General features: G+C 71.2%; 11 protein-coding genes. 5 read left to right on the top strand and 6 right to left on the bottom strand.

Annotation, left to right across the window (positions count from 1 at the left end; translation table 11 throughout):
- A partial coding sequence (locus ABD978_RS25050) for an ATP-binding protein (RefSeq protein WP_345359255.1) occupies nucleotides 1–1077 on the top strand: 1077 nt, incomplete at its 5' end.
- A 129-nt stretch (nucleotides 1078–1206) separates the two neighbouring features.
- On the opposite strand, the gene ABD978_RS25045 is transcribed toward ABD978_RS25050, so the two are convergent.
- Entirely contained in the window at nucleotides 1207–3318 is a 2112-nt protein-coding gene (locus ABD978_RS25045) for an MMPL family transporter (protein ID WP_345359252.1), read from the bottom strand.
- Between the two features lie 120 nt (nucleotides 3319–3438).
- Between ABD978_RS25045 and ABD978_RS25040 the strand changes: the two genes are divergently transcribed.
- The 4 genes from ABD978_RS25040 (at nucleotide 3439) to ABD978_RS25025 (ending at nucleotide 7523) form a co-directional block, all read left to right on the top strand.
- Nucleotides 3439–4206 carry a TetR/AcrR family transcriptional regulator gene (locus ABD978_RS25040; protein WP_345359249.1) on the top strand — a complete coding sequence of 256 codons (768 nt, stop codon included), beginning with the start codon at nucleotides 3439–3441 and terminating at the stop codon, nucleotides 4204–4206.
- 117 nt (nucleotides 4207–4323) lie between these two features.
- On the top strand, nucleotides 4324–4587 hold the full coding sequence (locus ABD978_RS25035) for a hypothetical protein (RefSeq protein ID WP_345359246.1): 264 nt from the start codon (nucleotides 4324–4326) through the stop codon (nucleotides 4585–4587).
- 91 nt (nucleotides 4588–4678) lie between these two features.
- Nucleotides 4679–5233 carry a TetR/AcrR family transcriptional regulator gene (locus ABD978_RS25030; protein WP_345359243.1) on the top strand — a complete coding sequence of 185 codons (555 nt, stop codon included), beginning with the start codon at nucleotides 4679–4681 and terminating at the stop codon, nucleotides 5231–5233.
- 133 nt (nucleotides 5234–5366) lie between these two features.
- Complete coding sequence (locus ABD978_RS25025; RefSeq protein ID WP_345359240.1) at nucleotides 5367–7523, top strand: MMPL family transporter; 2157 nt, start codon at nucleotides 5367–5369, stop codon at nucleotides 7521–7523.
- A gap of 69 nt (nucleotides 7524–7592) precedes the next feature.
- Here the strand turns inward: ABD978_RS25025 and ABD978_RS25020 are convergent, their stop codons facing one another.
- The 5 genes from ABD978_RS25020 to ABD978_RS25000 form a co-directional block, all read right to left on the bottom strand.
- The gene (locus ABD978_RS25020) at nucleotides 7593–8612 is read right to left on the bottom strand and encodes an LLM class flavin-dependent oxidoreductase (protein WP_345359237.1); all 1020 of its coding nucleotides are present in this window, start codon (nucleotides 8610–8612) and stop codon (nucleotides 7593–7595) included.
- Nucleotides 8609–10345, bottom strand: a complete 1737-nt coding sequence (locus ABD978_RS25015) for a dipeptide ABC transporter ATP-binding protein (protein ID WP_345359234.1) — start codon at nucleotides 10343–10345, stop codon at nucleotides 8609–8611. Before ABD978_RS25015 ends, ABD978_RS25020 begins: the two co-directional genes overlap by 4 nt.
- 64 nt (nucleotides 10346–10409) lie before the next feature.
- On the bottom strand, nucleotides 10410–11333 hold the full coding sequence (locus tag ABD978_RS25010) for an ABC transporter permease (protein ID WP_345359231.1): 924 nt from the start codon (nucleotides 11331–11333) through the stop codon (nucleotides 10410–10412).
- A complete protein-coding gene (locus ABD978_RS25005; protein WP_345359228.1) occupies nucleotides 11330–12277 on the bottom strand; it encodes an ABC transporter permease in 948 nt (315 codons plus the stop codon). Before ABD978_RS25005 ends, ABD978_RS25010 begins: the two co-directional genes overlap by 4 nt.
- A 15-nt stretch (nucleotides 12278–12292) precedes the next feature.
- On the bottom strand, nucleotides 12293–13894 hold the full coding sequence (locus ABD978_RS25000) for an ABC transporter substrate-binding protein (protein ID WP_345359225.1): 1602 nt from the start codon (nucleotides 13892–13894) through the stop codon (nucleotides 12293–12295).
- Nucleotides 13895–13908 lie beyond the last annotated feature (14 nt).

Below are 13908 nucleotides of genomic sequence, written 5' to 3'. Positions count from 1 at the left end.
ACACCGGCGCAGCTCCCGCCCGACATACCCGACTTCACCGGCCGGGCCGGCACCGTCGAGCAGTTGCACCAGTATCTGACGACCCGCCAGGGCAACGGCACCACGGCGCGTACCATCGCGATCTGCGGCATGACCGGGGTCGGCAAGACCGCGCTGGCGTTGCACGTGGCGCATCTGCACCAGAGCGCCTTCCCCGACGGCCAGATCTACGCCGACCTGCACGGCGCCTCGTGCGACCCCGCGGACCCGGCCGACGTGCTCGCCGACTTTCTGCGCGCCGTCGGCATCTCCGACCAGCACATCCCCGCCGCGCTCACCGAACGGACCAAGCTCTTCCGCACCTGGTGCAACCGGCGACGCGTGCTGATCATTCTCGACGACGTCCGCTCGGCGTCCCAGATCAAGGCCCTGCTTCCCGCCACGCCCCGATGCGCGGTCATCATCACCAGCCAGTGGACCCAGCACACGATCCCGGGCCTGCACGGCGTCGAACTCGGCCCGATGGATCCCTGCGAATCGCTGCAGTTCCTCACCCACATGATCGGGCGACCGCGCGTCGCGGCCGAGGAGGACCAGGCCTACAAGATCACCGACCTGTGCGGCCATCTCCCCCTGGCCATCCGCGCCATGGGCGCCCGTCTCGTCACGGCGCGCACCTGGTCCCTGAAGAAGATGGCCGACCTCATCGAGACCAGCCTCAATCCCCTTGACCACTTCCAATACGCCGAACTGGACCTCCGCGCGGGATACGACGCGGGCTACAACTGCCTCACCCCGCAGCAGCGCTCGACGTTCCGTCTCCTCAGCCTCCTGCCCCCGGACGACTTCACCGCCCAGACCACCGCCGGCCTGGTCGGTATCCCGCCGGACGCCGCCGAGGCCCAGCTCATCCAACTCGCCACGTGCCACCTGCTCGAGACCGGCGCCGAAGGACAACAGACCACCTACCGACTTCACGCGCTCACGCGTCACTACGCGCGCGAACGGCTCAACAAGGAGTTCATCAAGCCCCAGACGATCGGCACGGGACCCGCCGTGCCCGTCGGGGCGGGCCGGTTGATCCCGACCTCCGGGTGATCCGGGCTGGTCGGTTCTCAGCGCCGTCCGTTCGGTCGGAGAGCGCCGCTTCGTCATGGGCGCGTGTGCGGCGAAGGCTCGGCAGGTCCCGGACCGGCCGGGCCTTCGCCGCGTACGGATGGGGTCGGCTCACGCGCTCGAGACCGGCAGGTCGGCCCGTTCGGCCGGGGCGTCGGAGCGCGCCAGCCGGCTGGGCCACCAGATCCGCCTGCCCAGGTCGATGGCCAGCGCGGGCAGCAGCAGCGACCGGACGATGACCGTATCGAGCAGGACACCGAACGCCACGACGAAGCCGATCTCGGCGGTGCCCACGATCGGCAGGACGAGCAGCGCCGCGAAGGTCGCCGCCAGCACCAGGCCGGCCGAGGTGATCACCCCTCCCGTGACGGTGAGCCCGCGCAACATGCCGTGCCTGGTCCCGCCGATCCGCGATTCCTCCCTTACCCGGGTCATGAGGAAGATGTTGTAGTCGACCCCGAGGGCCACCAGGAAGACGAAGGCCGCCAGCGGGAAGGACGTGTCCTCGCCCTGGAACCCGAAGGCCTTGTCGAAGAGGAACGCGCTGGCCCCGAGCGAGGCCAGGAACGACAGCGCCACGGTGACCATCATGAGCAGGGGCGCGACGACGGCCCGCAGCAACAGGATCAGGATCACGAACACCACCGCGAGCGCGATCGGCATGATCAGCTTGTTGTCGTGCGTCGCGGCACTGCGGGTGTCGATGAGCGAGGCGGTCGGTCCGCCGACCTTCGCCCGGCCCACCTGGTGCACGGCGGTGCGCAGCCGTTCGATGGTCCGCCGCGCCGCCGGGCTGTCGGACGGGTCGGTGAGCACGGCGTTGTACTGGACGTAGCCTCCGGCGGTCCCGGTCGAGGCGACCTGGTCGGGCGCCACCCCCGGGGTATGGGCGATCGCGTCGTGCAGCTCGGTGGATCGGGCGGCGTCGCCGATCACCACGGCCGGCGCTCCGGTCCCGGCCGGGAAGTGGCGGGCCAGTACGGTCTCGCCGACCACCGAGTCGGGCTTGGTGACGAACTGGCCCTCGTTGGAGAGGCCGTTCGCCTTCAGTGACGTGAGGCCGAGGGTCAAGGCGATCAGCACCAACGTGGTGACCGCCCAGATCAGCCGGGGCCTGGCGCCGACCTTCCGGGCCACTCCCGCCCAGAAGCCGTGCTCGGTCTCGTAGGCGTCGGGGTCCTCGTACTTCGCGTCGAAGCGCGGCACCCGAGGCCAGAAGACGCCACGGGGCAGGATGACGAGCAGTGCGGGCAGCAGAACCGTCATCGCGGCCAGCGCGAGGCCGACGCCGATGGCGAACGACGGGCCGAATCCGGCGGTGGAGTTCAGCTCGGCGAACATCAGGCACAGCATTCCGCAGGCCACGGTCGCGGCGCTGGCCAGGATGGCCGGTCCGGACCGGCGGAGTGCCAGCGCCATCGCCTCGTGCTTGTCGCGGTGCCGGTGCAGCTCTTCGCGGTAGCGGGCGATCAGCAGCATGGCGTAGTCGGTGCCGACGCCGAAGACCAGGATGGGCAGGATGCCGGCGGTCTGGGCGCTCACCGTCAGCCCGGCGTGCTCGGCGAGCAGGTAGAGGATTCCCATCGTCGCCGCGAGCGCGGTACCGACGACGAAGAGCGGCACCGCCCACAGGAACGGACTGCGGTAGATGAGCAGGAGCATCACGATCACGACGATCCCGGCGGCGAGCGCGGTGATGCCGGAGATGTTTTGGAACACCCGGAACTGGTCGCCGGCCACACCCGCGGGGCCGGTGACGTGGACCGCGAGTCCCGGGGGCACGCCCTTGAGAAGCTTGTGCGCGGCGTCGTCGAAGTCGACGACCTTCAGATCGTCGACGGGGATCAGGGTCTGCAGCGCCCGTCCGTCACTCGACGGGAGAGGCCCCTGGGCCTGCCCCTTCACCCCCTTGGCCGTGGCCAGGGCGGTGGCGTCCGTTCGGGCGCGTTCCCGGTCGGCGGAGGTGATCCCGCCCGGGCGCTCGTAAACGATCACAGCGAGCGAGGTGTTGGTGCTGAAGTAACGCTTCTGGAGCTTGAAGACCTGTGTGGACTCGGCCTTCCCCGGCAGGAACGAGGTCGCGTCGTTGTTCTCCGCGTCGGTGAGCTTGCCCGCCATCGAGCCGAGCAGGAAGAACACGACGAGCCAGCCGGCGAGCACGAGCCACTTGGTGCGGCGGCCCGCCGGTATCGCGGCGAGTGATCGGGTGGAGTTCTTGACCATTGCCTCTCCTCGAGGCGAACACTGTTCAGTTGACGAACGTCATTCTTGCCCAGGCGATGAGGGGCGTCAAGCCATATCTTGAATAGGAACATCGTTCTGAGCAGGTACAATGATCAAGTTATGGAATCTGTTCGAGGCGGCCCGGCCGCCGGCGATGAGCAGGAGCCCGACGGTCTGCCCACCCCCGGGTGGCGGCCCGCCGCCAAGCCCCCGCGGATACCCCTCACTCGCGAGGCGATCCTGGACGCGGCCCTGCGCGTCCTGGACCGGGAGGGCCTCGAAGGCCTGTCGATGCGCCGGGTGAGCGACGAGCTGGGAACCGGCCCGGCCTCGATCTACGGCCACGTCCGCAACAAGGACGAGCTGCTCCAGCTCCTCCATGAGCGGGTGACCGATGAGATCAGGCTGCCCGAACCCGACCCGTCGCGATGGTACGAGCAGCTCGAAGAACTCGCCGGCCAGATGCGCGGGCTCATGAACCACCATCGGGACATCGCCCGGATCTCCCTGGGCCGCATCCCCTCCGGCCCGACGATCGCCCGCTTCACCGAATGGCTTTTCCAACTGCTGACCCCGGTGGGCATCCCGGACCAGACGATCGCCTACCTCGGTGACGTGTTCGGCCTGTACGTCGGCGCGTTCGCCTTCGAGGAGGGCCTCGGGGTGGCGTCCCCGATCGGCGAGGACCTGCCGCCCGACCAGATCATGGACATGTTCCGCGGCTACCTGCAGTCCCTGCCCGCCGACAGGTTCCCCCATGTCCATCGGATGGCGGACGCCCTCTTCGACACCGACTTCGACGCGCGCTTCACATTCGGGATCGACCTCCTCCTGCGCGGCCTCCGGACGTACGCCGAAGACGCGCCACCCCCTTCGACCGAGACGTGAGCCCGGACACCGGACGGACCTCTCTCCAGCGGCCCGCCGGGTCCAGCGATCCTCGACCGGCCGGATAGCCCGTCCGGCGACGCTCGGGTGCAGGATCTCGTCACCGAAGGGCCCTGCATGCGAAGAGAAGATCGGGAAAGTGGGGCCCTGCGGCGGATCATGCGCTACCTCCAGGCAGGCATGATGCTGATGGGCGCGTACGCCTGGCCGAGCCCCGAGGCGTACTTCGCCCTGCGCGCCGCGGCGGCCCGCCAGGAACCCCACAGGCCGCCCGGACGGCCGCACCCGGAGCGAATCACCTCCTACGCCGACCTCTCCCCCGCGGAGCGCCGCCTTCTCACGGAGCTGGAAGAGCAGCTCGACCGGGAGAGCGAGAAATAGTCCCCGGGCCCGCCAGCACGGGTGATCAAGGCCACAGCCTTTTCCTGTCCGATCGGTCAGTTCTGACCGATCGGACAGTTACGGTGGATACATGTCTCGGTCATCCACTGGACTACGCGACCGGCTCCTCGCCTCCGCGTTGACTTTGTTCGTCCAACACGGATTCCGTGGGACGTCTCTCGCCGACATCGCCTCGGACGTCGACTGTTCCAAGGCGTCCTTGCTGTACCACTTCAGCAACAAGGAGGCGATATTGGCCGAGTTGCTGCTGCCGGTCGGCAAGGAACTGGTCGCGCTGGACGGCCGGCTGGCCGGCCTGGCCGGCGAGGCGATCCCGGAGGCGGCGGTCTGCGGGGTCGCCGACCTGGCCGTACGGTTCCGGCAGGAGTTCAAGCTGCTGTTCGACAACATGTCCGACGCCGCCGCCCTCCCGGAGCTCCGTCTCCAGGGCGTGGACGGCATCGGGCGGCGGCTCGTCGTCGCGATGGCGGGCGGCTCGTCCGAACCGCAGGACGAGGTCGCCGCCCTCATGACCCTGGGCGGCATGTTCGTCACCGGTGCCGCCGATCTGCCGCTGGACGACGAGACCTTGCGCGAGGCGCTGATCCGCACCGCGCTGCGGACGATCGGCCGCGCTCGCGGCTGAGCCCCTCATCCCGGCCGTCACCGACCCCACCTGATCGCCCCGACCGCTCCCCACCCGGACCGCGAGTCCGTACCGCGCGGCCGTTCCCCGCTGCCGCTCTGCCCGATCTCGAAGAACGAAAGGCTTCCCTCTCATGGCGAGTCTGCTTTACCGGCTCGGCCGCGTGTGCTTCCGGCGCCGCGGCCGGGTCATCGCCGTCTGGCTGCTCCTGCTGGCGGTGCTGGGTGGGGCGGCGGCCGCGTTCAGCGGTTCGACGACCAATGATTTCCGCATGCCGGGAACCGAGTCGCAGCGGGCGCTGGACGCCCTGCGGAAGCAGTTCCCCGCCGCCGGCGGCGCCACCGGCACCATCGTCGTCGCCGCCCCACCGGGCGGGAGGTTGACCGAGGCGCAGGTCTCGCCGATCGTCCGGCAGGCCGGCGCGATCCCCGGCGTGGTCGCCGCCACCGACCCCTTCCAGGCCCGATCGGTCTCGCCCGACGGCCGCTACGCCCTCGTCCAGGTCCAGTTCGCCGCGCCGATCGCCGACATCACCGACGCTCAGCGCACCGCGTACAAGAAGATCGCGCGCGAGGACGGCGGCCTGCGGGTGGAGGTCGGCGGCGACGTCGCCAAGAACAACGGGGGCGGGGAGGCCACCGAGGGGATCGGCGTGCTGATCGCCGCCGTCGTCCTGCTCATCACCCTCGGCTCCCTGGTGGCCGCCGGGATGACCCTGCTGAACGCGCTGCTCGGCGTCGGCGTCGGGATGGCCGGGCTGTACGCGCTGACCGGTGTCATCCAGCTCAGTTCCACCACTCCGATACTGGCGCTGATGCTGGGCCTGGCCGTCGGCATCGACTACTCACTGTTCATCACCTCCCGCTACCGCCAGTACCTGCTGGACGGGATGGCGGCCCCCGAGGCGGCCGGGCGGGCGATCGGCACCGCCGGATCGGCCGTGGTCTTCGCCGGTGCCACCGTGGTCATCGCCCTCGCCGGCCTGTCGGTGGTCGGCATCCCCTTCCTGGCCGCCATGGGCCTGGCCGCCGCGGCCACCGTCGCGGTCGCCGTGTTCGTCGCCCTCACCCTGCTGCCGGCGGTGCTGGCCTTCGCCGGCGCCCGGGTCCTGCCCCGCCGCCACCGCGCCGGCCGCGTGGGCGCCCACGAGAAGGAGGGGTTCGGGTACCGGTGGGGCCGGATCGTCACGCGTTCGCGCGTGCCGATGCTGCTGGCCGGAGTGCTGGCGCTCGGCGCGCTGGCCCTGCCGGTAACCGACATGCGCCTGGCGCTGCCCGACTCCGGCACCGCGGCCAAGGACTCCGCCCAGCGCAAGGCGTACGACCTGATCAGCGAGGGGTTCGGCAAGGGCTTCAACGGACAGCTCATCGCCGTGGTCTCCGGTCAGAACCCGGCGGCCGCCCGCGCCGCCGCTCAGCAGACCGCCGCCCTCATCGGCGGCGTCCGCGGCGTGCGGGCCGTCGCCCCCGCCCGGTTCAACCAGGCCGGCACCACCGCTCTGGTGGCCGTCATCCCCACCACCGGCCCCAGCGACGCCGCCACCGAGGACACCGTGCACGCCATCCGGGACAGGGTGGCCGCCGTCCACGGCGCCGACGTCGCGCTGACCGGCACGACCGCGGTCGGCATCGACATCTCCGAGACGCTCTCCGGCGCCCTGCCCGTCTACCTGCTGCTGGTCGTGGGCCTGTCGATCGTGCTGCTGATGCTGGTCTTCCGGTCCATCCTCGTACCGCTCAAGGCCGCGGCCGGGTTCCTGCTGACCGTCGGGGCGACCTTCGGCATCACCACGGCCGTCTTCCAGCAGGGACACCTGGCCTCCCTGATCGGCGTCGACACGCCCGGCCCGCTGATCAGCTTCCTGCCCATCATCCTGATCGGCATCCTGTTCGGCCTGGCCATGGACTATGAGGTCTTCCTGGTCTCGAAGATGCGCGAGGACCACGTCCACGGCGACAGCCCACGTCAGGCCACCATCAACGGCCTGGGCGCCAACGCCCGCGTCGTCACCGCCGCCGCCATCATCATGATCTCCGTCTTCGCCGGATTCATGATCACACCGGACCCCATCATCAAGTCCATCGGCTTCGCCCTGTCCATCGGCGTGTTCATCGACGCCTTCATCGTCCGCATGACGCTCGTACCCGCCGTCATGGCACTGCTCGGCCGCGCCGCCTGGTGGCTGCCCCGCCGCCTGGACCGCGTTCTGCCCGACCTCGACATCGAGGGAGAGCGGCTGCGGCACGAACCGCAGGGCGAGGAGAGCCACTACGCCTACAGCGGCCGGTAGCCCGCGCCCGGGGATCCGGCGGAACGAAGGGGGCCGCCGGCCGAGGCCCGCGCCGGCGGCCGCCGTCGGTCACCGGACGTCCTCGGCGGGCCACCAGCCCAGCTCCGGCGCGATGAGCGTGCGGACGTCGCGGAGGATCTGCGCGTAGTCCCGCTCGTCGAACTCGTAGGGCAGCTCCAGGCGCAGCTCGGAGACCGCGGCCACGGCGCGGTCGGCGCGCAGGCGTTCGACGATCTCTTCGGCCGTGCCGACCAGGTCGGGGGCGAAGAGGATCCGCCGCTCCCCCTGTGGCTTGAGGGTGCGTTCGCGCCGGCTCGCCGCGTAGCGGCGGTAGCGTTCCCGGGTCGCCGCGTCCGCGCCGTCGAGCGGCACGACGACCCGGCCCAGCGCCACCCGGCCGGGCCGACCCGGAGGCAGGCGGCGGCGATACTCCGCGATCAGCGCGAGTTGCGCGGTCACGAAGTCGTCGCCGCCCTCCCCCTGGACGATGTTCCCGGTCAGCAGGTTCAGCCCGTGCTCGGCGGCCCAGCGGACGGACCGCAGGCTGCCCCCGCCGTACCAGATCCGGTCGAGCAGTCCCGGGCTCCGCGGCTGCAGCCGCGGCCGCTGGACGTTCCCGGGCGAGTGGATGACGGTGTCCGGGCCGCCGAGGTGGTCGCCGCGCAGGTTGTCGATCAGGCGGCCGATCCGCCCGTACGACAGGTCGTAGGAACGCCAGTCGCCGTCGTGCACCAGGTCACCCAGCAGGTCGGCGTGCGGCATCCCGGTGCTGAACCCCGGTTGCAGCCGGCCGCGGGCGAGCACGTCGACGGTCGTGAGGTCCTCGGCCAGCCGGAACGGATTCTCGTAGCCGATGGGGATCACCGCGGTCCCCAGTTCGATGCGCGTGGTGCGCTGACTCGCGGCCGCGAGGAACACCGCCGCCGACGAGACGCCGTGTTCCAGGTGCCGCTGCCGGATCCAGCCGCCGTCGAAGCCCTCGCGCTCGCCGAACTCGAACAGCCGGAGCGTCGCCTCCAGCCCGGCGTACGGGTCGTCGTCGGGATAGTTGCCGGGGGTGAGGAAGGAGAGCGAACGGATCGCGGTCATGCGTCGGTTCCGGCGGTGGTCATCTCGGCTCCTCCAGTCGACGTGCGCCCGGGGTCGGTTCCGGCGCGTGCTCTCCGGCCGGGGATGGCGGCCAGCAGTTCGCGGGTGTGGGGGTGTGCAGGGGTGCCGAAGATCTGCTCGGTCGGTCCGGTCTCGACGACGCGCCCGTCTTTGAGCACGGCGACCCGGTGCGCGATCTGCCGTACGACGGCGAGGTCGTGGGAGATGAACAGGTAGGCCACGCCCATGTCGGCCTGCAGCTCGGCGAGCAGTTCCAGCACCTGGGCCTGGACGGAGACGTCCAGCGCCGAGACCGGCTCGTCGCACACGACCAGGTCGGGTTCGAGGGCGAGCGCGCGGGCGATCGCGACCCGCTGACGCTGCCCGCCGGACAGCTCGGCCGGTCGGCGGTCCAGTGTCGCGGCCGGGAGTGCCACCCGGTCGAGCAGCTCCCGCGCGCGGGCCGTGCGGGAGGCCCGGTCGCCGATCCGGAAGGCCCGCAGCGGCTCGGTGATCACTTCACCGATCGAGAACCGCGGGTCGAGCGAGGCGTACGGGTTCTGGTAGACGAGTTGGGCGCGGCGCCGCAGCCGCCGCAGCGCCGCGCCGCCGACGGCGGTGACGTCCTCGCCGTCGAAGACGATCCGCCCCGAGGACGGCTCGGCGAGGCGCAGCACCAGACGCGCCGTGGTCGACTTGCCGGAGCCCGACTCACCGACCAGGGCCAGCGTCCGGCCGCGATGGACGGTAAGGCCGACGTCGTCGACGGCCCGCACCGTACCCGCGGCGCCCCGCCCCTGCGGCAGCGGGAACTCCTTCACGAGATGCTCGGCGACGACCAGCGGCGCCGTGCCGTTCGAGCCTGTGCCGGACGAGGCTGTGCCGGACGAGGCTGTGCCGGACGAGGAGGCGCTCGCCGGCCGGACGCGTGGCCGGACGGCGGTGATGCTCGGCGCGCTCCGCAGCAGCCGCCGGGTGTACGCGTCCTGCGGATCGTCGAGGACCCTTCGGGTGGGACCGGCCTCGACCACGCGTCCCTGGGACATCACGACGATACGCTGTGCCCGGTCCGCGGCCACGCCGAGGTCGTGGGTGACGAGGAGGACCGCGCTGCCGAGTTCGCCGGTCAGGTGCTCGAGATGGTCGAGGATCCGGCGCTGCACCGTGACGTCCAGCGCGCTGGTCGGCTCGTCCGCGACGATGAGCTCCGGCGAGGCGGCGACGGCGATCGCGATCAGCGCGCGCTGCCGCATGCCACCGGACAGTTCGTGCGGATACTGCCGGGCGCGTACCTCCGGGTCGGGCAGGCCGGCGCGTTCCAGCACCTGGACCGCGGCCGCCGGCGCCGAGCGGCGGGTGGCCAGGCCGTGCAGGCGCAGCACCTCCGCGACCTGCTCGCCGACCCGCTTCACCGGGTTCAGTGACACGGTCGGATCCTGCGGCACCAGGCCGATCCTCGCTCCGCGTACGACGCGGAGCCCGCGTTCGGGCAGCCGTGTGAGGTCCTCGCCGGCGAACCGGATCCGGCCGGCGTCGATGACGGCGTTGTCGGCGAGCAGCCGGGGAACGGCGTGCGCGGTCGTGCTCTTGCCGGACCCCGACTCGCCCACGAGCGCGACGATCTCACCGGGGTGTACGTCGAGGTCGACGCCGCGTACGGCCGTGAGCCGGCCGGTCCTGGTGCGGTAGGAGACGGTCAGTCCCCGGATCTCCAGCAGTGGGCCACCGGTCATGGAGCCTCCTTCGTCGGCCTCATGACCAAGGTGCTGTGCCTAATGACTCCCTCGCTTCGCTCGGTCATGAGGCCCTCGCGAACTCGCCGTCCAGCGCGCGGGCGATCCGGTTGGTGGCGAGCACGGTCGTCGCGATGGTCAGCCCGGGCAGCGCGGTCATCCACCAGGCGTTCGCGAGGTAGTTGCGCCCCTCGGAGATCAGCGTGCCCCACTCGGGCGCCGGTGGCGCCGCGCCGTAGCCGAGGAAGCTCAGCGCGGACACCGCGAGGATCGCCGTGCCGAAGTCCAGCGTGGCCAGCACCAGGACCGGGCCGATCGCGTTGGGCAGCACGTGGCGGGCCAGCACGCCGGACCAGCGCACTCCGCAGGAACGGGCCGCCTCGACGAAGACGGCCTGGCGCACCCGCAGTACCTCGGCCCGCATCACGCGGGCGAACGTGGCCACGCTCGCCACGCCGACGGCGATCGCGACCTTGACCGTCCCGTAGCCGAGCGCGGTGACGATGGCCAGCGACAGGAACAGTGCGGGGATGGACAGCAGCACGTCGACGAACCGCATCAGCACGTCCTCGACCCAGCGGCCGACGAACCCGGCGAGCAGGCCGAGCAGTCCGCCGAGGACGAAGGCGACCGCCACCGCGATGAGCGTCGCCTTCAGCGAGAGGGCGGCGCCGTGCACGACCCGGGCGTACAGGTCGCGACCGAGCTCGTCGGTGCCGAACCAGTGCGCCGCGCTCGGCGGCCGGAACGCCCGCGACGGCGTCCCGGTGAGGGGATCGCGCGCGGTGAACAGGCCGGGCCCGAAGGAGGCCGCGCAGACCGCGGCGACCAGGAGGATCGATAGGAGAAGCCCCGGGCGGCGCAGCAGGAACCGGCCCGTACGCGCGACGTCGAACCGGCGGTACACGGTCCCGCTCTCCGTCCCGTGCCCGACCGGCCCGCCGAGGGCGGCCTCGGCCACGAGGTCCTCGTCCGGTGTCCGGCTCATGTGAGTCTCCAACGGCTGTGGCCGACCACGACGATCCGCGGGTCGAGCAGGGGATTGATCAGGTCGACGGCCAGGTTGACGAGCACGAAGACCAGCGACCCGAAGACGATGACGCCCTGGACCACTGGGAGGTCCTGCGTGGCGACCGCGCTCGCGGTGACCCGTCCGAGGCCGTTGCGGGAGAACACGGTCTCGACCACCACGGAGTTGGCCATGAGCTGCCCGGCCAGCACCCCGACGACCGTCAGGGCGGGCAGGGACGCGTTGCGGAGCGCGTGCCCGAGGTGGACCCGTACCCACCCGGCGCCCTTCGCGCGCGCCGTCTGCACGTACGGCTCGCCCAGGGCGGTGAACAGGCTCTTGGACAGCACCTGGGCGATCATCGCGCCGCTGAGGATCGACAGGGTCACGGCCGGCAGGACCAGTCCGCGCACCCCGTCGTTGCCGAAGGCCGGGAACAGGTGCACCCGGAACGAGAACAGCTCCACCAGCATCAGCCCCACCCAGAACGTCGGGACGGACACTCCCAGTGGCGGCAGCGCCAGCAGTGCCTGCCGCAGCCGGCGCAGCGGGGCGTAGGTCGCCAGCAGCGCCAGCCCACCTCCGAAGATCAGCGCGAGCACCAGCGCGGTGCCGGTCAGCTCCAGCGTCTGCGGAAGCGCCTCGGCGATGGTGGAGGTGACGGACCGGCCGGTGGCGACCGAGTCGCCGAAGTCGCCACGCACCGCCTTCCCGAGGTAGTCGGCGTACTGGACCGGTACCGGCTTGTCGAATCCGTACTGCGCCTTCAGCCGGGCGAGCTGCGCGTGGTCGACGGTCCCCTGGTCGGCCCCTTGGCCGGCCATCGCCGACACCGGGTCGCCGGGCAGGTAGTCGAGCACCAGGAACGACACCGTGTAGGCGGCCCACAGCACTCCGACCGCCTGCGCGAGACGTCTCAGCACGTAGCGGCGCATCGGCTAGCCGATCCAGGTGTCGTGCAGCTGGATCCGGCTCGACGCGTCGAACCGCAGGTCGTGGACCTTCTTCGCCACTCCCAGCTCGGTCTGCAACTCGACCACCGGGATGACGTAGGCGTGCCGGGCGATCTCCTGCTCCGCTTGTGCCACCAGCGGGCGCCGCTTCGCCGGGTCGGCCGCGGCGGCCTGCCCGTCCAGGAGCGCGTCGAGCCCGGTCTTGGGCAGCTTGTAGAAGTTCGCGAGGTGGGTGGAGTACGAGCTGCGCAGGATGTCCGGATCGGCGCGGGTGACGTTGCCCCACACCAGGTCGAACCGGCCGCTCTGCTGGACCTGGACGAGCTGGGCGATCGGCAGTTCCTTGAGCTCGAGCCGGACGCCGACGGCCTTGAGCTGCTGCTGGACCAGCTCGAGCGTCGGCTGATTGGTGGCCGCGTTCGAGAACCAGGTGGCGGTCAGCCGCAGTGCCGTGCCGTTCTTCTGCCGGACGCCGTCGCTCCCGGCCGTCCACCCGTCCTCGTCGAGGAGCGACGCCGCCTTGGCGCGGTCGTAGGCGAGGAGAGTTCCGAGGTCGGTGTAGCCGGGGGTGGTGTGGGCCAGGACGCTGGTGGCGGGCCGGGTGCCGGCCGGGAAGACGGTCTCGGCGATCTGCCGGCGGTCGATCGCGAGTGAGATCGCCTGCCGTACCTTCTCGTCGTTCAGCGGGGACCGGGCGTTGTTCGGGCTGAGCCCGAAGACGACCCCGGGATTGGCCCGGGCCTGCAGATGGATGCCGGACGCCCTGAGCGCGGCCTCGTCGGAGCGCCCGACGCTGCCGATGGCCCCGACCTGTCCGGACTGCAGCGCGCCGGTCCGTACGCCCGACTCGGGCAGCACCTTGAACACGAGCCGGTCCAGGTAGGCCTCGCCCTGTTTCCGCCACAGCGAGGACCCCCAGGCGTACCCCCGGCGCCTGGCGAGCGTGATCTCCTGGTTGGGCGCGTACTTGGCCAGCACGAACGGACCGGACCCCGCGACGCCTTGGGCGCACCGCTGCTGCGGCGACTTCCGGGTGCTCGACTCGGCGACGATCCCGAGTGAGTGCGTGGCCGTGGCCTGGAGGAACTGGGCGTTCGGCTGCTTGAACGTCACCTTCGCCGTCCGGTCGTCGACGACGGTGGTGCCGGTGTATCCACTGAGGTAGCCCTCCGCCAGGATCCCGAGCGCCCCCAGTCCGGGGATGGCGTCGAAGTTGGCCTTGACGACCTGGGCGGTCAGCGGTGTGCCGTCGCTGAAGGTCACGCCGGGCCGCAGGTGGAACGTGAACGTCCGCGCGTCCGGGCTGACCTGCCAGCTCTGCGCGAGCCAGGGAACGATCTCGCCCGACGACGGGTCCTGGTCGGTCAGCGAGTCCACGAGCTGGCGTACGGAGTAGATCGTGTCGTTGCTGCCGACCTGCTGCGGATCCACGCAGCCGGCGTCCGACCCCACCGCGAAGGTGAGCGTGCCGCCGGTCCTGGGACCGGCGGCGCCACCGCCACCGGTATCGCCGCCGGAACCGCACGCGGCCGTCGTCCCGACGGCGACGACCAGTACGGCGGCGGACACCCACGTGCTTCGACTCACTGAAGGACTCCTCC

It is taken from the genome of Actinoallomurus liliacearum, from assembly GCF_039542035.1.
GTDB lineage: Bacteria > Actinomycetota > Actinomycetes > Streptosporangiales > Streptosporangiaceae > Actinoallomurus > Actinoallomurus liliacearum.
This window is presented reverse-complemented; position numbering and strand designations above follow the sequence as displayed.

Coding starts and splice junctions, on each gene's coding strand:
- ABD978_RS25045 (WP_345359252.1), bottom strand. CDS start 3,318: ATGGTCAAGAACTCCACCCGATCACTCGCCGCGATACCGGCGGGCCGC.
- ABD978_RS25040 (WP_345359249.1), top strand. CDS start 3,439: ATGGAATCTGTTCGAGGCGGCCCGGCCGCCGGCGATGAGCAGGAGCCC.
- ABD978_RS25035 (WP_345359246.1), top strand. CDS start 4,324: ATGCGAAGAGAAGATCGGGAAAGTGGGGCCCTGCGGCGGATCATGCGC.
- ABD978_RS25030 (WP_345359243.1), top strand. CDS start 4,679: ATGTCTCGGTCATCCACTGGACTACGCGACCGGCTCCTCGCCTCCGCG.
- ABD978_RS25025 (WP_345359240.1), top strand. CDS start 5,367: ATGGCGAGTCTGCTTTACCGGCTCGGCCGCGTGTGCTTCCGGCGCCGC.
- ABD978_RS25020 (WP_345359237.1), bottom strand. CDS start 8,612: ATGACCGCGATCCGTTCGCTCTCCTTCCTCACCCCCGGCAACTATCCC.
- ABD978_RS25015 (WP_345359234.1), bottom strand. CDS start 10,345: ATGACCGGTGGCCCACTGCTGGAGATCCGGGGACTGACCGTCTCCTAC.
- ABD978_RS25010 (WP_345359231.1), bottom strand. CDS start 11,333: ATGAGCCGGACACCGGACGAGGACCTCGTGGCCGAGGCCGCCCTCGGC.